The organism is Denitratisoma sp., assembly GCA_032027165.1.
Taxonomy (GTDB): Bacteria; Pseudomonadota; Gammaproteobacteria; order Burkholderiales; family Rhodocyclaceae; genus Desulfobacillus.
Genome location: JAVSMO010000001.1, coordinates 2,300,290 through 2,317,471, shown reverse-complemented (window position 1 = coordinate 2,317,471; position 17,182 = coordinate 2,300,290). Strand labels below are relative to the sequence as shown.

The following is a 17,182-nucleotide window of genomic DNA, read 5'->3' as shown; positions in this document are numbered from 1 at the left end:
GCGCTGGCGGAAACGATAGGAATATGAAAATGACAAACAAGCGAATGAAAGTCCTGGCTTTGGCAATCATCGGCCTTGGCGTGACGCCCGTCTGGGCGCAAACCGGTCCCGCCGCCGAGACGATGAACCCTCGGCATCAGGGTGCTACGTCTGACGCGGTCAAGCTCAAGGCGGCCCAGGATGCGATGCCAGCAATGGACCACAGCGGGATGGATCCCAGTGCGATGCCCGGTATGAAGCCGGGAAAGATGGAAACCGTCGGTGAAATGCCGGGCATGGATCACGGTGAAATGAACATGCAGGGTGGATCGGCTCCGCCCGATGCGCGTGACCCGCATGCCTATGCGGGCGGTTACACGCTTGAATCGGGGCCGTATGCGCTCCCCGGGCCACGCGCCCTGCGCCTGTCCGACGAGCACAACTTCGGCGCGCTCCTAATCGATCGGTTGGAACGAAGCCACACCCATGATGGCAATGGCACGTCCTATGATGCCCAAGCTTGGTTCGGCCGTGATTATGACCGCCTGGTCGTCAAGGCCGAGGGCGACGTCTCCAAAGGCAAATTGCAAGAGGCCCGGACCGAGTTGCTATGGGGCCATGCCATCGCCACTTTCTGGGATACGCAGCTGGGTGTGCGATACGACAGCGGCGTGGGCCCCGATCGCGGCTGGCTGGCCTTCGGCGTGCAGGGCATCGCCCCTTACTGGTTCGAAGTCGATGCGGCCGCCTACGTGGGCAATCAGGGCAGAACTGCGTTACGCCTGGGTGCGGAGTACGAGTTGCTGCTCACGCAAAAGCTCGTTTTGCAGCCGCGCGTCGAGGTCAACTGGTACGGCAGGCGAGACAAAGCGCGCGATACCGGCGCCGGGCTGTCGGAAGGTGTGGCGGGCTTGCGCCTGAGATACGAATTCACGCGGGAGTTCGCCCCTTATGTCGGCGTCGAAAGGGTCGCAAAATTTGGAGGGACGGCCGACCTGGCCCGCGCTGCGGGCGAAAGGACAGATGAAACACGCTGGGTTGCCGGCGTGCGCTTCTGGTTCTGATGTATTGCAACGGTTCTCGAATCACTCAACCCAACAGGAGACATAAAATATGAAATTGATGACACTTTCGATTCTGATTCTTGGCGCACTGCCGGCTATTGCCCTGGCGGCAGGGGACCCCGCCGGTGGCCATGGCATGGAGGGCCACCAGATGATGCAAGGCCATGACATGTCCGCTATGCAGAAGGCAGCGCCCGCGTCAATGGCAGGAAAGCCTGGCGACCCGGCCAAGGTGAGCCGCACCATCGAAGTCACCATGGATGACGCCATGCAATACACGCCGGACAAAATCAGCGTCAAGGCCGGCGAGACAGTCCGGCTGTTCGTCAAGAACGCCGGCAAGACTCCGCATGAAATGGTGATCGGCACGCTGGGTGAGCTCAAGGAGCACGCCGAAATGATGCGCAAGATACCCGGCATGCAGCATGACGAGCCGAACATGGTCACGCTGAAGGCCGGCCAGCGCGGCGGTATCGTCTGGCAGTTCGACAAGCCGGGAACAGTGGATTTTGCCTGCCTGGTGCCCGGCCATATGGAGGCCGGCATGACTGGACGCTTCTTCATTGAGCCTCTTGCAAAAAACGGAAACTAAAGGCCGCCGCGGCGCTCAAACCGGACGGGGACAACCGCATGAAGGGTGTCAGTACGCGTCGACGCCGGACATGAAAGCAGTGGTGTCCTTCACCCTGGCCGGCAAGCAGCCCGAACAGGCGCGCTTCACGCCGCTGGCCGTTGCAAAAGATACGCATACCGACCACAAGCACTGAACTTTTTAGGAGAACGACCATGAACAAATTCGTACCACAGAAACAAAGGCTGGCATTGACCATGACAGCGATCGCCGCTTCGCTTGCGTTTGCGGCCCCGGTGTTTGCCGACGACGCACACCATCCAGAGAAAGCGCAAGAGGCGAAGGCCGCGCCCGCCAAACCCGAGCAGACGGTCAGGAAGATGCAGGACAACGTCAAGAAGATGCAGAACCAGCTCGACCGCGTTTCCAAGGCGAAGACCGACGAGGAGCGCCAGAAGGCGATGGCCGAGCACATGCGGACCATGCAGGAGAACATGCAGATGGCGCGCGGCATGCAGGCCGGCATGATGGGCTGCCCGATGATGGAAGGCGGCATGATGGGCAAGGGCGGCATGGGCATGATGGGCGGCGGCATGATGGGGGAACACATGGGCATGATGGGCGGCCAGGGCATGATGGGCGGCCAGGGCATGATGGGAGACGGCGGCATGATGACCAAGCGCATGGACATGATGGAAAAACGCATGGACATGATGCAAATGATGATGCAGGGCCGCATGGGCATGCAGCCGGGCGAGCCGGCCAAGCCGGGGAATTGAGGCCGATCCAAAGGAGCAATGATGAAGCACCGTCCGGATGACAGAAGTTACAAGGACCCGGTTTGCGGCATGGTCGTCAGCCGTCTCACCGCGGTTGCGGAAGCCGAGCATCAGCGCAAGACGTACTATTTTTGCGCCCAGGCATGCAGGGATGCATTCCTTGCAGACCCGCAGCGCTATCTTCGTGTGCACCGTCAGCATGGCGTGCTGCCCAGGCAGCCGCCTTGCTGATTCCGGCACGAAAGACAGTTCATGCTGCCGGCCGTTTGCTCCGATTCGCCCTGAAACAACATGCTGGCCTGGCTGAAAAAGCAGTGGGCGGCATTCAGAGCCTGGCGGCGCGCCAACGAGGAAGCGCATGAGAAAGCGCCCAATCGTGCGTGCTGCGCGTCGACACCGCCCGGCGCAGGCCGCCACGATGGCAAGGGAGGCTGAATGACATACTTGAAGCACTCGTCAATGCTGTTCGCTGTCGCCTTCATCGGCCTGCCGGCAGCAGCTCAAACCGTGCAGATACCGAAGCCCAGCCCGGGCCTGATGCCCAACCCTTCGGTGGGCAAGCCCCTGTACGAGAAGAACTGCGCGAGTTGCCATGGCCCGGATCTCAAAGGTACGGACAAAGGTCCACCGTTCCTGCACCGGGTTTACGAGCCTTCGCATCATGGCGATGCCGCTTTCCAGCTGGCTGCCAGAAACGGTGTGCGGGCGCATCACTGGAAGTTCGGCGACATGCAGCCGGTGCCGGGCCTGACACCGGACGATGTGGCCCACATAACGGCCTTTATCCGTGCCCGGCAGCGGCAGGTGGGCATTCGATAACACGACAGAGGTCCGTTCGCCATGGTCGACCCTCATCATCACCACGCGGATCACGGCGGTCTCCACGTCGCGGGTGCGCAGCGAACGCCGCCGGAGCCGGCCGCCGACAAAGACCCGGTCTGCGGCATGACGGTGAAGCCGGATTCTCCGCATGCGACGGTGCACGCCGGCCATACGATCCGCTTTTGCAGCGCCAAGTGTCTGGCCAAATTCGAGGCCGAGCCGCAGCGTTATCTGGCGCCCGCGCCGGCGCCGGCGCAAGCCGCAGCGCCGGGCGCGGAGTACACCTGTCCGATGCATCCGGAAGTGCGGCAGATCGGTCCCGGCACCTGCCCGAAGTGCGGCATGACGCTGGAGCCGGTGCTGCCCGAACTCGAAGAAGGAGAAAACCCGGAACTTGCCGATTTCCGCCGCCGTTTCCGGTGGACGCTGCCGCTGACGGTTCTGGTCACCTTGATTGCCATGTCGGGTGGCGCCTTCGACGCGTTGTTGGGCACTGCGCGGCCCTGGGTGGAACTCGCCCTGGGCACGCCCGTCGTGCTGTGGGCGGGCTGGCCGTTCTTCGTGCGCGGCGCACAGTCGGTGAAGAACCGCAGCCCGAACATGTGGACCCTGATCGGCCTGGGCACCGGTGCGGCCTGGGTTTATAGCGTAACAGCCACCGTTCTGCCGGACCTCTTTCCGCCCTCGTTCCGCATGAATGGTCATGTCGCCGTGTATTTCGAGGCCGCCGCCGTCATCATTTCGCTCACCCTGCTGGGCCAGGTGCTGGAACTCAAGGCGCGCTCGGAAACCGGCGCCGCCATCCGCGCCCTCCTGGGACTCGCGCCGAAGACGGCGCGGCGCATTCGTGAGGACGACAGTGAGGAGGACATTCCGCTCACCCATGTGCATCCCGGCGACCGCCTGCGCGTGCGGCCGGGCGAGAAGGTGCCGGTCGACGGCGTGGTCCTCGACGGCGACAGCGCGGTGGACGAATCCATGCTCACCGGAGAGCCGATGCCGGTCGCCAAGTCCGCCGGCGACAAGCTGATCGGCGCCACGCTCAACACCAGCGGCGCGTTGATCATGCGCGCCGAGAAAATCGGCGCGCAGACGGTGCTGGCGCAGATCGTGCAGATGGTGGCGCTGGCGCAGCGCTCGCGCGCACCGATGCAGCGCATGGCCGACGTCGTCGCCGGGTATTTCGTCGTCGGCGTCGTGGCGATCGCGCTCATCACGTTCTTCGGCTGGGGCTTCTTCGGCCCGCAGCCCTCCTGGGCCTACGGCCTCATCAACGCGGTGGCCGTGCTGATCATCGCCTGCCCCTGCGCGCTCGGCCTGGCGACGCCGATGTCGGTGATGGTCGCCACCGGCAAGGCGGCCACCCACGGCGTGCTGTTCCGCGACGCGGCGGCGATCGAGAACCTGCGCAAGGTCGACACCCTGATCGTCGACAAGACCGGCACGCTGACCGAGGGCAGGCCGGCTTTCCATGGCGTCGTCGCGGCGGCCGGCAACAGCGAAGCCGAAGTGCTGCGCCTTGCCGCCAGCCTCGACCAGGGGGCCGAGCATCCCCTGGCGCAGACCATCGTCGCCGAGGCGCGCAGACAGAAACTCAAGCTCGACGCGCCGGAGAAATTCGAATCCGCCTCGGGCATCGGCGTGCGCGGCGTCCTCCAGGGACTGACTGTCGCGCTCGGCAACACCGCGCTGATGGAGGAAGACGGCGTCGACTGGCATCCGCTGGCGCAGCAGGCCGAGGCCCTGCGCGAGGAAGGCGCCAGCGTGATGTATCTCGCCGTGGCCGGTCGCGCGGCCGGCCTCGTCGCGGTCTCCGATCCGGTCAAGCGCTCCACGCCGGAGGCGCTGGAGGCGCTGCGCGCCGGCGGCCTGACCATCGTCATGGCCACCGGCGACGGCCTCACCACGGCCCGCGCCGTCGGCCGCCGGCTCGGCATCGAGGAAGTTCATGGCGAGGTCAAACCGCAGGACAAGAACGATCTGGTGGCCCGGCTGCAGGCGCAGGGCCGCATCGTCGCCATGGCCGGCGACGGCATCAACGATGCGCCGGCGCTGGCGCGCGCCGACGTCGGCATCGCCATGGGCACCGGCACCGACGTGGCGATGAACAGCGCCCAGCTCACGCTGGTTAAGGGTGACCTGCGCGGCATCGCCGTCGCCCGCCGCCTGTCCGAGGCCTCGGTGCGCAACATGCGCCAGAACCTGGCCTTCGCCTTCCTCTACAACGCGCTCGGCGTGCCGATCGCGGCCGGTGTGCTCTACCCCTTCTTCGGCCTGCTGCTGTCGCCGCTTATCGCGGCGCTGGCGATGAGCTTCAGCTCCGCGTCGGTCGTCACCAATGCGCTGCGGCTGCGGCGGGCGGCTATCTGAGTGCCGGCCATGACCACAGCCGCCGAAGCCTGCGCAGAGTTGCCCGCGTCGCGCAAAGCACCGGCGCGAGGCGGGGGGAGGCGTTTTTTTCGGGGCATTCACCGCGTTGTCGCGAAACGGCTGGCCATCGCCTGGATACTGCTTTCCCTGGCGGTCGGCGGCGCAGCGACCTACCTGGAATTGCGGCGAATCGACGATCTGGCCACGGGGCTGGCCATCGCCGCGTCGGATGCGTTTCGCAACCATGTCAATTCGGTCGGCATCGAACATGCGGAGTCGCTGAATGGGGCCATGCAGCCGTTGCTCAAGCAGAATTTCGCGCACGTTCAGGTGACCGATGCGGCAGCGCGCGTCGTTGCCGAAGCCGCCGCACCCGATGGGGCCGGACTGATGGACGGGCTGGCTGGGGCCGGCAGCCACCGGACGGCATGGCGGGCGGGCGAGTTGCTCGTCTGGGTCAGCGTCCCCCTCCAGTACCGGGATGGAACCGCGATCGGCGGCTTCCGCGGTGTTTATCGGGTTGACGCCGCGACGCGCCGGCATGCTCGCGCGGATCTTGTCCGCAACGTTTCGGTTCTGCTGCTGGCAATCCTCGCCACGGCCATCGTGCTTTACCCGGTCATCATCGGGCTGAACAGGGGCGTGCTGCAGCTTTCCGCCGGACTGATGCGCAGCAACATCGAGCTGATGGAAGTGTTGGGCAGCGCGATCGCCAAGCGGGATTCCGACACGGATCTGCACAACTACCGCGTTTGTCTCTACAGCATCCGCTTTGCCGAGGCGCTCGGCCTGGCGGAGGATGATATCCGCGCCATCGTCGCCGGGGCGTTTCTCCACGACGTCGGCAAGATCGGCATCAGCGATACCATCCTGCTCAAGCCGGGCAAGCTGACCGAGGCGGAGTTCGCGGTGATGAAGACGCACGTGCAGCTTGGAATGGACATCGTTGCCAGGTCGGGCTGGCTCCGGGGTGCGCGGGAAGTGATCGAATTCCATCACGAGCGCTTCGACGGTAGCGGTTACCAGAAGGGCCTGAAGGGCGAGGCCATCCCGCTTGCCGCACGAATTTTCGCCATCGTCGATGTGTTCGACGCCCTGACTTCACGCCGTCCCTACAAGGAGCCGTTGCCCTTTGACAAGGCCATGGACATCCTTGCCGAAGGCCGGGGAAGCCATTTCGATCCGCGTTTGTTCGATGTTTTCGCAGACTTGGCAGTCGGACTGCATGCGGAACTTGACGGACTTGCTGAGCAGGCGCTTAGAGACCGCTTGCACGGACTGGTGACGAAATATTTCTTCGAGGGCCGCGATTTCTGGCAGCAGAGCGGCTGTCCGGCCTGGTTGGCCGAGCAATGCGCCAAGCGAGATGCCTGAAGATCCAGTCCGGCCGGGATGTGACGGAGAAAGTTGACGGAACCGTAATCATCGCGTCATCTTGCGCACAGGCGCCTCAGCGCAAACTGACCCTGCCCATTCTCACCATGAGATCATCATGAAACGCAATGCCATACTTTTCGCCGGCCTGTTCGCCGCCGCACTGCCGCTGGCCGCCTCGGACAAGGCGGTCGAAACGCAGGCGGCGCCGGCCGCGGCAGCACAGCCGGCCAAGCCGCATTCCCATGTCGAGGAAAAGACCGGCGTGCCGCAGAAGGCGCCCGTCAGGCAGGCGGCCAGGAAGAATCCCGCCATGGACATGAGCAAGCACTACCATCCGCGCGACGGTAAATAAGACGCGCCCCTCTCCGCCGAAAGCAGAGAGGGTTCCCGGGGAGGCGCCATGGAATCGACGCAAGACAAAGACCATTCGCACGGTCACGCCAACGGCAGGGGGAAGTGGGTTTTCCTGGCCTTCGCGGCCATTGCCGCTTTTTTCCTGCTCACGGAGCACCGTGCCCATTTCTTCGGCATCCTGCCTTATCTGCTGCTGCTCGCCTGCCCGCTGATGCATCTGTTCCATCACGGCGGACATGGCGGGCATGAAGGCCACGGCGGCGAGTCGCGCGACCAGACGGAAGGAAAGCCGAAATGAACGAGCCCGCCGCTTACGGCCTGTGGCCACTGGTCATCCTCAACTCGGCGATCTTCATCATCTTCGCCTTCAGCTTCGCCAAGCCGCAGAGCACGCGCGACTGGCGTTCCTTCGGCGCCTTCTCGGCCTTCCTCGTCGCCCTGTTTACGGAGATGTACGGCTTTCCGCTGACCATCTACCTGCTTTCCGGCTGGCTGACGAGCCGCTTCCCCGGCGTCGACTGGCTGGCGCACGATTCCGGCCACCTGCTGGAGATGATCTTCGGCTGGAAATCCAACCCGCACTTCGGGCCCTTCCACATCCTCAGCACGCTGTTCATCTTCGGCGGTTTCATCCTGCTGTCGTCGGCCTGGAAGGTGCTCTACGCGGCCCAGCGGGCGCATCGCCTGGCCACGACCGGGCCCTATGCGCGGATTCGGCACCCGCAGTACGCCGGTTTCGTTCTCGTCATGTTCGGCTTTCTGCTGCAATGGCCGACGCTGGTGACGCTGGCGATGTTCCCGGTGCTGGTACTCATGTACTGGCGGCTGGCAAGGCGCGAGGAGCGCGAAGCGGAGGCTGAGTTTGGCGGGGAATACGCGCGCTATCGCGCGCAGACCCCGGCGTTCCTGCCTTTTCGATGAAAGCGATGCAACAGTGGTTCGGTAGGGCGGAACCAGGGCGAATTCGGGGTGTCTTCAAGACATGAGAGACAAGTCTGCGCCGCTCTAAGCGAGGAGGACGACGATGTGGGGAAACATGGGTGACTGGAGCGGCTGGGGATGGGGCGGCATGGGTTTCGGCGTGATCGGCATGTCGCTGTTCTGGATTCTGCTCGTCGTGGCAATCATCGCGCTGGTGAGGGGGATGTGGGCTTCGGGCGCATCGTCGGCAGAAAGGCGCCAGGAGAAATCCGCCCTCGACATTCTCAAGGAGCGCTATGCCCGCGGCGAGATCGAACGCGAAGAGTTCGAGCAGAAGAGGCGCGACCTCTCGACCTGACGGCATGCCTGGCGGACACGGAATAGCGGCCATGAATGACGACGGCGGGGGTTATCCCGAAGCCGATGTCGTACGCCGCCGCCTGGTAGTGGCGACTTCGGCCCTCGGCGGCATGGCGGTCGTTGCCGCCGCGATTCCATTTGTCGCGAGCATGGCGCCGAGCGAAAGAGCACGCTCCGCCGGTGCGCCGGTCGAGGCGGACCTGTCGAAACTGGAACCCGGGCAGTTGGCGACGGTGGAATGGCGCGGCAAGCCGGTATGGATCCTGCGCCGCACGCCCGAGATGATCGAGCGCCTCGGGCGCATCGACCGCCTCCTGCTCGATCCCGCCTCGGCGCGGCGGCAGCAGCCCGATTACTGCAGGAACACTCTGCGCTCGGTCCGGCCGGAATGGTGGATCGCCGTGGCGTTGTGCACCCATCTGGGCTGCGTGCCGTCCGTGCGTAAGGACGTGGCGCCGGCCGATCTCGGCGCGGACTGGCCGGGCGGCTTCTACTGCCCCTGCCACGGCTCGAAGTTCGATTTCGCCGGCCGGGTGTTCAGGAACGTGCCGGCGCCGCTCAACCTCGAAGTGCCGCCGCACAAATATCTTTCGGATGGCGTCGTGCTCGTCGGTGAAGACGAGGCCGGGCAGGGATGAGTGCGATGAACGGTGCGTGGCCCTCCCTCCCTCCCTCCGCGGCGCCGTCCGATTGACTGCGCCGCGGAAGCCGGGCACGGCCGGGGTCGTGTTATTCGCCGCTGAGCAGGCTGGGATCCTCGGCGACATAGACCATGATGTTTCCGCCGCCAGCATCCTGCGGCGCGATCTCGCCGAGCCTGAACGGTGCGGTGCCGAGCGTATCGAAGCGCCAGGTGAAGCTCTTCCCGGCGACGTTGATCCTGACCGTTTCGTTGCGCGTGACATTGAGGTACTGTGCGCCGTCGGCCAGCGTGACTTCGCGGTCGGCGATGCCCGACTGAACCGACATCCCGCGATGGGTATGCGCCAATGCTGGAAGAGATAGGGCGGCTGAGAATGTGGCGATGCCCGTGAGTGCAATGAGTTTACGAATGTGCATGGTGCTCTCCTGAAGAGGTTAATGATTTGGCTCGCTATAAGAACCCCCGTCTGTATTGACGGTGGAGTTATGTTATTCATGTGATGTCGACAGCAAGGTGACTGGACAATTACGTTACTGAAAGCTTTGTTGTCAGTAAGCAGCGTGATTCTGGAATCGATCCTGACTTGTCCGGAATGCGGTTTTCTCAAAACCGAGATCATGCCCACCGACGCCTGCCTCTGGTTTCATCAGTGCCATGCCGTGCTCAAGCCCAAACCCAAACCCGGAGACGGCTGCATCTTCTGCTCCTATGGCACCGTGCCGTGTCCGCTGGTGCAGGAGTGCATGGTTCCGCCACGCCGGCCTGTTTAGCGCACGGCCATCATGTATCTCGCTTTAAAGGTTGTCCTGCCGCGCGGTATGCGCCGGGAGCCCCTGTGGGAGCAGGATGGCAGGCACAAGCCTCCCCGTGAGCAGCCGCCACCAGCTCATGCAGGATGCCGCATTCGGCGGCGACATGCCCCGTGTCGCAGCGCGCCCGCAGCGCCGCGAGCTGCTTCTCCAGGGCGCGCATGGATTTCAGCCGCGCCCGCACCCGGACGAGTTGCGCATCGATCAACCGGTTGATGTCTCCGCAATCGGCATCCGGATGGACGACGAAATCGAGCAGCCGCTTGATTTCGGCCAAGCGCATGTCGAGCGCCCGGCAGTGCCGGACGAAGGCCAGCCGCTCCAGGTGCGCCGGGCCGTAGGCGCGATAGCCATTTGGCGCCCGCGCCGGCTTCGGCAACAGTCCCTGCTTCTCGTAATATCGTATGGTTTCGATATCCACGCCGGCCGCCCGGCCGAGCTCTCCGATGCGCATGTCGCCTCCGTTTGCCTGCACTCGCCCGCTTCATTGTAGCCGCTTGACCCTGGAGCGGCTACAGGGTTTTCAATGCGCGCCATGCAGACCCGGAATTCAGAAATGAAGCAATCGGTATTCGTCATCGGCAACATGGACTGTCCGACGGAGGAGGCGCTGATCCGCAAGCGCCTCGGCGCAGTGCTGGGCATCGGCGAGCTGTCCTTCGACCTGATGGCGCGCCGGCTCACCGTCGGCCACACGCTGGCCGACGAGGAGCCCATCCTGCAGGCGCTGCGCGAGGTTGGCATGCAGGCGGACTCGCCGCCGCCGCAGTCCGGCGCCTGCACCCGCTGCGCGGCGGACGAGGCGCCTGCCGTCCCGGCGAAGACTTGGGCGCTGATGGCCGTCTCGGGTGTTGCCGCCGTCGGTGCGGAAATCCTCGCCTGGTCGGGCGCCGCGGAGGCTTCGGCGCCGGTGGTCGCGCTGGCCCTGCTGTCGATCGCCACGGGCGGCCTCGGCACCCTGAAGAAGGGCTGGATCGCGCTGAAGACCTTCACCCTCAACATCAACTTCCTGATGAGCATCGCCATCATCGGCGCGGTATCCATCGGCGAGTGGCCGGAGGCGGCGGTGGTGATCTTCCTGTTCGCGCTGGCCGAACTCATCGAGACGCTGTCGCTGGAGCGAGCCAGGAACGCGATTCGCGGCCTGATGGCGATGGCCCCCGAAACGGCGACGGTGCGGCTGGAGAGCGGTGAGTGGGTCGAGCGCCCGGCCGCCGAAGTGCGCATCGGCCAGTCGGTGAAAGTGCGGCCGGGCGAGCGCATTCCCCTCGACGGCGTGTTGACGGCGGGCGCGAGTGCCGTGAACCAGGCGCCGATCACCGGCGAGAGCATGCCGGTGGAAAAGGCGCCGGGCGATGCGGTTTTCGCCGGCACGGTAAACGAGCGCGGCGCCTTCGAGTTCCGCGTCACGGCCAACAAGGGCGGCACTACCCTGGACCGCATCATCCGCGCGGTACAGGAGGCGCAGGGGCAGCGCGCGCCGACGCAGCGTTTCGTCGACCAGTTTGCCCGCTACTACACACCGGCCGTCGTGGTCTTCGCCCTCCTGGTGGCGACGGTGCCGCCGCTCTTCTTCGGCGCGGCCTTCGCGGACTGGTTCTACAAGGCGCTGGTCATGCTGGTGATCGCCTGCCCTTGCGCCCTGGTGATTTCCACGCCGGTCACGGTGGTGAGCGGCTTGGCGGCGGCGGCCCGCCACGGCATCCTCGTCAAGGGCGGCGTGCATCTGGAAAACGGCCGCCGCATCCGCGCCGTCGCGCTCGACAAGACCGGCACGCTGACGCACGGGCGGCCGGTGCTGACCGACGTCATCCCGCTGGTCGATCGGACGGCCGACGAACTGCTGCAGCTGGCCGCCAGCGTCGATGCGCATTCCGAGCATCCGGTCGCGGCCGCCATTGTCGCCGCCTGGCAGGCGCCCGGACGGCCCCTGCTCGACGTCGCCGGCTTCGAGGCGCTGACCGGCCGGGGAGCGAAGGGCATCGTGGCGGGCCGGCTGCATTTCGTCGGCAACCACCGCCTGGTGGAGGAGCTCGCCATCTGCGGCCCGCAGGTCGAGGAAATGCTCCAGCGCCTGGAGCGGGAAGGCAAGACGGCGGTGGTGCTCGCCACGGAGCAGACGCCGCTGTGCGTGCTCGGCGTGGCGGACACGCTGCGCGGCCACAGCGCCGAGGCGATCCGCGATCTCCATGCGCTGGGCGTGGTCTCGGTCATGCTCACCGGCGACAATCCGACCACCGCCCGCGCCATCGCCGACCAGGTCGGCATCGACGACGCGCGCGGCAACCTGCTGCCCGAGGACAAGCTCGCCGCCATCGACGACCTGATCGCCCGCCACGGCGGGGTCGGCATGGTGGGCGACGGCATCAACGACGCGCCGGCGCTGGCCCGGGCCTCCATCGGCTTCGCCATGGGCGCAGCCGGCACCGACACCGCCATCGAGACCGCCGACGTGGCGCTCATGGACGACGACCTGCGCAAGCTGCCGCGCTTCATCGCGCTCTCGCGCAGCACCTCGCAGGTGCTGTGGCAGAACATTTCGCTCGCCCTGGGCATCAAGGCGGTGTTCTTCGTCCTAGCGCTGGCCGGCCAGGCAACGCTGTGGATGGCGGTGTTCGCCGACATGGGGGCGAGCCTGCTGGTGGTCGGCAACGGCTTACGGTTACTGCGTCGATGACAGCTACTCACTTCTCCCCAATCAGGGAACCATTATGAGCAAACTCGGAATCGAACGCGTTTTAAGCGTCCGCCACTGGAACGACATGCTTTTCAGTTTCAAGACCACCCGCGAGCCTTTCAGCAACCAGGGGCGGCTGACGGAACTTGTCGAAAGCGGAAAGCTGTTCGAGGACATCGGCCTGCCACCCCTTGATCCGGCCGTGGATCGGGCGATGATCTGCGGCAGTTCGGCGATGTTGAAGGACTGCTGCGACATGCTGAATGTACGTGGTTTCCGAATATCACCTCATATCGGAGCGCCAGCCGACTATGTGATCGAGCGGGCCTTCGTGGAAAAATGAAGCTCGCGCGTCTGTTTCTCTTGTTTGTCCTTGTGACCTGCGGCTCCCGAGCAGCGTGGGCTCAAGACTGGCGATCCGGCCGCCAGCAAGACGGTTGGGGTGGCGGCTGGAACAAACTGGAGATGTGCCATGGTTGCCACGACATGGGAATGCGGGGCGGCATGGGCATGGGCATGGGCATGGGCATGGGTGAGACTGCTCCTAAGCTCGGCGGGCAGCATGCCGCGTATCTGGAAAAAGTCCTTCGAGCCTATCGTTCCGGCGAACGTCGGCATCCGGTCATGAACCGCATGGCCAATATGTTGTCTGATCGAGACATTACCGGCGTTGCCCATTTTTATGCCTCGGCGAAGGAGTAAGGGAATGAAATCGCCATTGCCGGTAGCGTTGTTCCTGCTATTTTTAACCAACGCGGCCTTGGCAGCCAGCGAACCGTCACCAAGCGTACTCAAGGCCCAACAAGTCTGTGCAGCCTGTCACGGAAAGGATGGCAACAGCCCATCCGACCAGTTTCCCCGGCTTGCCGGGCAGCGCGAGGCCTATCTGGTGGCCGCGTTGCGCGCCTATCGCGCAGGCCGGCGAGGCGACGCGGTGATGCGTCCGCAGGCAGAAAAGCTGTCGGATCGGGATATAGAGCAGCTCGCCGCGTTCTACGCTGCGCAAACGGGGCTGACCGTCAAGCAGCCGAGGCGGGGAGAGCAATACCATCGCGGCGGCTGGTAATGTGGAGGCGGGGCGCTGCGGACGCCCGAAGTTGTTTTTTTTGGGAGTGACACGGTGATGTGGGATTACAGCATGGGACATTGGTGGGGCTGGTTCGGGATGGGGTTGTTCTGGCTGGTCCTCCTCCTGCTCGTCCTGGTGGCCGTCAAGTACCTCACTTCCAACTCCGCGCCGCCAAGCGATTCTTCAAGGGGAGCAGGCAAGACCGCTGCGGATTATCTGGAGGAATCTTATGCCAGGGGAGAAATCTCCCGTGACGAATTTCTGCAGAAACGCGAAGACCTCAAGCGCCGGTAAGTGGCCCCTCCGGGGCCACGGGGTGCGTGTTTGAAACCGCAAAGAAGAAGCGAAATGAGAACACGATCTTGGCAGCTGCGTTGTCCGCAGCCGTACTCTCATCCATGCCCGCTCTCGCTCAGCAGACGCCGGTCGCCCGGCGAAGCCGGCGGCACACAACGTACAGGAATTCGACAAGCAGTTGGATCAATACATGCCTATGCAGACAAAGAGGCTGCCGGGGGTGGCGGCGGCGCTTGGCGCCGCAGTGCTGTTCGGGGCCGGTACGCCGTTCGCCAAGCTGCTGCTGGGCACGGTCAGCCCATGGCTCCTGGCGGGGCTGCTGTATCTGGGCGCCGGCCTCGGCCTCGGCCTGACGCGGCTCGTCCGGCGCGCGCCCGCGGTACGGCCGGCGGCGGGCGACTGGCCGTGGCTTGCCGGGGCGATTCTCTCCGGCGGCGTCGCCGGGCCGGTGTTGCTGATGTACGGCCTGTCGGCCATGCCGGCTTCCGGCGCATCGCTGCTGCTGAACGCGGAAGGCGTGTTCACCGCGCTGCTCGCCTGGTTCGTCTTCCGCGAGAATTTCGATCGCCGCATCGCGCTCGGCATGGCGTCCATCGTCCTTGGCGCTCTTATTTTGTCCTGGCCCGGAGAAGCCCGTTTCGGCGCGGCATGGCCGGCGCTCGCCGTGCTCGGCGCCTGCCTCGCCTGGGCGCTCGACAACAACCTCACGCGCAAAATATCGCTGACCGATGCAACCTGGATTGCCGCCTGCAAGGGCTGGACGGCCGGCGCGGTCAACCTCGCCATTGCCGCAGCGACGGCGGATCGCTGGCCGCCGTTGTGGGCCGTGTTGGTATCGGGCGGTCTGGGATGGGTGTCCTATGGGGTGAGTCTGGCCCTCTTCGTGGTCGGCTTGCGCCACCTCGGCACGGCGCGCACCGGCGCCTATTTCTCGGTGGCGCCTTTCGTCGGCGCGCTGATCGCGGTGCCGCTGCTCGGCGAGCCGGTGACGGCGCGCCTGCTGCTTGCCGGCGGCCTGATGGGGCTGGGGGTCTGGCTGCATCTCACCGAGCGGCATGCGCACGCGCACGGCCATGCGCCACTGGAGCACGCGCACGAGCATGAACACGACGAACACCACCGGCACGAACACGGGCATCCGGTGGCGCCGGGTACGCGCCATACGCACTGGCACCGGCACGCGCCGCTGACGCACGTGCATGCGCATTTCCCGGATGCGCACCATCGTCATGATCATTGAGCGCCGCAGCAGGGAGCGCCGCAGCAGGGAGTTGCCCCGAAGTCCTGTTGCAGATACAATCTTTGCCGAAATGAGAAAACTGCTCGCCGTCCTTATGCTGCTCGCCCTGCCGCTCCAGTTCTCCTGGGCGGTTGCGGCAAGCTATTGCCAGCATGAGGAAGGGCAGGCCGTGCAGCACTTCGGTCACCACCATCATCAGCATCAGCAGGTATCGGCGGACGGCAAGGAAGCCGGCGGAAAGTCGCCGCTGCAAGCGCATGCCGATTGCAGCGCCTGCCATCTGAGCTGCCCCGCGGCGGCCGCCTCGTCTGCGGCGGTGTCCGTCGTCGCTCCGGCATCGCTCGTCGCCGGCGATCCTCCCGGCGCGTTGCCTTCCGTAGTACCCGAGAGCCCCGAGCGGCCCAAGTGGATGCGTTTCGCCTGATCCGGCGGAACGCCTGCGCTTTCCCTTTGATGTCGTTTCCCCGCGCTGCGGCGCGGCGGCGTTCCGTCGGATTTCTCCCAGATTCATCAACCGGAGATTTCGACGAATCATGTTTTCGATCACGCATGGAACCCGCGGGCGCATGGCCCGCATCGCTGCGGCGCTGGCGCTCTCGCTGCCGGCCCTGGCCGCGCCGGCGGCTGAACCGCCGCTGACCCTGGAGCGCGCCTGGCAGCTCGCCGAGCAGGCCCATCCCGCCCTCAAGGCGGCGCAGGCGAACCTCGCTGCCGCCGAAGGGCAGCTCGACGACGCCCGCGGCCTGCTCTGGAACAACCCGCAGCTCGCCGCCGAGCGCGCGCGGCGGCGGGCGCCCCAGCCCGGCCTCGGCGACGACACGCAGCGCGAATGGCGGGCGGAATTGAGCCAGGCCCTGGAGATCGCCGGCCAGCACGGCCATCGGCGCGAAGCGGCCGAGCAGGAGCTGGCGGCGCTGAAGGAACACGTCGAGGAGACGCGCCACCAGGTGCGCGCCGAGGTCGAGCAGAAATTCGTCCGCGTGCTCGGCCTGCAGTCGCGCGCCGCCATGGAGGCGGAACTCGTCGCCCTGATCCGGGACAACGTCGGTGTCGCCCGCAAGCGCTTCGCGGCAGGCGAGGACACCCGCCTCGAAACCAATCTCGCCGAGGTCGAACTGGGCCGCTCGGGCAACCAGCTCGAGGCGGTGCGCGAGCAGCTCATCCAGGCCCGCGCCGAGCTCGCTGCCGCCCTGCAGCTGCCGGCGCAGGCACTGCCGGAAGCGCAGGGGACGCTCTCGGCCGACGGCGCCTTCCCCTACACCCTGGATCAACTGCTCGCCGCCGCTGCGGCACGGCCCCGCCTGCGCGCCCTCGACCACCGCGAACAGGCGGCCCGCAGCCGCCTCGGGCTGGAGCGCGCCGCCGCCTACCCGGACGTCACCGTGGGACTGTTCTCCGGCCGCGAAGGCCCGAATGATGCGCGCGAGCGGATCAGCGGCATCTCCCTCTCGCTGCCCCTGCCGCTGTTTCGCCGCAACGCGACCGGTATCGGCCGGGCGACGACGGAACTCACCCAGGCCCAAATTGAACGGCAGGCCGCCGCCCGCGACACCCAGGCGACGGTCCTCGCCCTCTGGCAGAAGCTCGGCAGCGTGCGAGAACGGGCCAAACGGCTGGAGCAGTTCGTCCTGCAGCGCCTGCAGGAAAACCAGCGCCTGTCCGCCGCCGCCTACCGCGCCGGCGAGATCGGCCTGACGCAACTTCTGTTCGCCACCCGCCAGGTGCTCGACACCCGGCGCGAGGTGCTGGAGGCGGCCACCGATTTCGCCCTGACGCGCATCGAGCTGGAACAGGCGGCGGGCTGGCGGAGCGGGAAATGAAACGCCCCGCCGCGCCCCTTCCGGACAACA

Annotated in this window: 22 protein-coding genes and 1 pseudogene; 21 read left to right on the top strand and 2 right to left on the bottom strand. The window is 65.7% G+C overall.

Annotated features, from left to right (window positions below; genetic code table 11):
* Positions 1-29: 29 nt before the first annotated feature.
* From ROZ00_11330 to petA, 12 genes are all read left to right on the top strand, one after another.
* Positions 30-1,043 (top strand): copper resistance protein B, encoded by a 1,014-nt coding sequence (locus ROZ00_11330; GenBank protein MDT3736809.1) that lies wholly within the window; start codon positions 30-32, stop codon positions 1,041-1,043.
* 49 nt (positions 1,044-1,092) lie between these two features.
* Entirely contained in the window at positions 1,093-1,635 is a 543-nt protein-coding gene (locus ROZ00_11325) for a cupredoxin family protein (protein ID MDT3736808.1), read from the top strand.
* Between the two features lie 194 nt (positions 1,636-1,829).
* The gene (locus ROZ00_11320) at positions 1,830-2,393 is read left to right on the top strand and encodes a hypothetical protein (GenBank protein MDT3736807.1); all 564 of its coding nucleotides are present in this window, start codon (positions 1,830-1,832) and stop codon (positions 2,391-2,393) included.
* 18 nt (positions 2,394-2,411) lie between these two features.
* Complete coding sequence (locus tag ROZ00_11315) at positions 2,412-2,624, top strand: YHS domain-containing protein (protein ID MDT3736806.1); 213 nt, start codon at positions 2,412-2,414, stop codon at positions 2,622-2,624.
* Positions 2,625-2,828: 204 nt separating this feature from the next.
* Positions 2,829-3,212, top strand: a complete 384-nt coding sequence (locus ROZ00_11310; GenBank protein MDT3736805.1) for a cytochrome c — start codon at positions 2,829-2,831, stop codon at positions 3,210-3,212.
* A 21-nt stretch (positions 3,213-3,233) separates the two neighbouring features.
* Positions 3,234-5,585, top strand: a complete 2,352-nt coding sequence (locus ROZ00_11305) for a heavy metal translocating P-type ATPase (protein MDT3736804.1) — start codon at positions 3,234-3,236, stop codon at positions 5,583-5,585.
* A 9-nt stretch (positions 5,586-5,594) separates the two neighbouring features.
* Positions 5,595-6,959, top strand: coding sequence for an HD domain-containing protein (locus tag ROZ00_11300; protein MDT3736803.1), 1,365 nt, complete (start codon positions 5,595-5,597; stop codon positions 6,957-6,959).
* 118 nt (positions 6,960-7,077) lie between these two features.
* Positions 7,078-7,314, top strand: a complete 237-nt coding sequence (locus ROZ00_11295) for a hypothetical protein (protein ID MDT3736802.1) — start codon at positions 7,078-7,080, stop codon at positions 7,312-7,314.
* Between the two features lie 48 nt (positions 7,315-7,362).
* Positions 7,363-7,614, top strand: coding sequence for a DUF2933 domain-containing protein (locus ROZ00_11290; protein ID MDT3736801.1), 252 nt, complete (start codon positions 7,363-7,365; stop codon positions 7,612-7,614).
* Complete coding sequence (locus tag ROZ00_11285) at positions 7,611-8,237, top strand: isoprenylcysteine carboxylmethyltransferase family protein (protein ID MDT3736800.1); 627 nt, start codon at positions 7,611-7,613, stop codon at positions 8,235-8,237. Before ROZ00_11290 ends, ROZ00_11285 begins: the two co-directional genes overlap by 4 nt.
* A gap of 115 nt (positions 8,238-8,352) precedes the next feature.
* Positions 8,353-8,595 (top strand): SHOCT domain-containing protein, encoded by a 243-nt coding sequence (locus ROZ00_11280; GenBank protein ID MDT3736799.1) that lies wholly within the window; start codon positions 8,353-8,355, stop codon positions 8,593-8,595.
* Positions 8,596-8,626: 31 nt separating this feature from the next.
* On the top strand, positions 8,627-9,235 hold the full coding sequence (petA, locus tag ROZ00_11275; protein MDT3736798.1) for a ubiquinol-cytochrome c reductase iron-sulfur subunit: 609 nt from the start codon (positions 8,627-8,629) through the stop codon (positions 9,233-9,235).
* A gap of 91 nt (positions 9,236-9,326) precedes the next feature.
* Here petA and ROZ00_11270 read toward each other — a convergent pair whose 3' ends face one another.
* On the bottom strand, positions 9,327-9,656 hold the full coding sequence (locus ROZ00_11270) for a CzcE family metal-binding protein (GenBank protein ID MDT3736797.1): 330 nt from the start codon (positions 9,654-9,656) through the stop codon (positions 9,327-9,329).
* Positions 9,657-9,764: 108 nt separating this feature from the next.
* Between ROZ00_11270 and ROZ00_11265 the strand changes: the two genes are divergently transcribed.
* Positions 9,765-10,010 carry a GDCCVxC domain-containing (seleno)protein gene (locus ROZ00_11265; GenBank protein ID MDT3736796.1) on the top strand — a complete coding sequence of 82 codons (246 nt, stop codon included), beginning with the start codon at positions 9,765-9,767 and terminating at the stop codon, positions 10,008-10,010.
* 10 nt (positions 10,011-10,020) lie between these two features.
* Here ROZ00_11265 and cadR read toward each other — a convergent pair whose 3' ends face one another.
* A complete protein-coding gene (cadR, locus tag ROZ00_11260; GenBank protein ID MDT3736795.1) occupies positions 10,021-10,503 on the bottom strand; it encodes a Cd(II)/Pb(II)-responsive transcriptional regulator in 483 nt (160 codons plus the stop codon).
* Positions 10,504-10,584: 81 nt separating this feature from the next.
* On the opposite strand from cadR, the gene ROZ00_11255 reads away from it, so the two are divergent.
* The 8 genes and pseudogenes from ROZ00_11255 (at position 10,585) to ROZ00_11220 (ending at position 17,152) form a co-directional block, all read left to right on the top strand.
* Complete coding sequence (locus ROZ00_11255) at positions 10,585-12,726, top strand: heavy metal translocating P-type ATPase (protein MDT3736794.1); 2,142 nt, start codon at positions 10,585-10,587, stop codon at positions 12,724-12,726.
* 106 nt (positions 12,727-12,832) lie between these two features.
* Positions 12,833-13,069, top strand: a pseudogene (locus ROZ00_11250) (ferredoxin--NADP reductase).
* Entirely contained in the window at positions 13,066-13,428 is a 363-nt protein-coding gene (locus tag ROZ00_11245) for a hypothetical protein (GenBank protein MDT3736793.1), read from the top strand. Before ROZ00_11250 ends, ROZ00_11245 begins: the two are co-directional and overlap by 4 nt.
* Positions 13,429-13,432: 4 nt before the next feature.
* Positions 13,433-13,792, top strand: a complete 360-nt coding sequence (locus tag ROZ00_11240) for a cytochrome c (GenBank protein MDT3736792.1) — start codon at positions 13,433-13,435, stop codon at positions 13,790-13,792.
* Between the two features lie 57 nt (positions 13,793-13,849).
* A complete protein-coding gene (locus ROZ00_11235) occupies positions 13,850-14,089 on the top strand; it encodes an SHOCT domain-containing protein (protein MDT3736791.1) in 240 nt (79 codons plus the stop codon).
* A gap of 193 nt (positions 14,090-14,282) precedes the next feature.
* Positions 14,283-15,332 carry a DMT family transporter gene (locus ROZ00_11230; protein MDT3736790.1) on the top strand — a complete coding sequence of 350 codons (1,050 nt, stop codon included), beginning with the start codon at positions 14,283-14,285 and terminating at the stop codon, positions 15,330-15,332.
* A complete protein-coding gene (locus ROZ00_11225; protein MDT3736789.1) occupies positions 15,307-15,756 on the top strand; it encodes a cobalt-zinc-cadmium resistance protein in 450 nt (149 codons plus the stop codon). Before ROZ00_11230 ends, ROZ00_11225 begins: the two co-directional genes overlap by 26 nt.
* Before the next feature lie 142 nt (positions 15,757-15,898).
* A complete protein-coding gene (locus ROZ00_11220) occupies positions 15,899-17,152 on the top strand; it encodes a TolC family protein (GenBank protein MDT3736788.1) in 1,254 nt (417 codons plus the stop codon).
* The last annotated feature ends 30 nt before the right edge of the window (positions 17,153-17,182 follow it).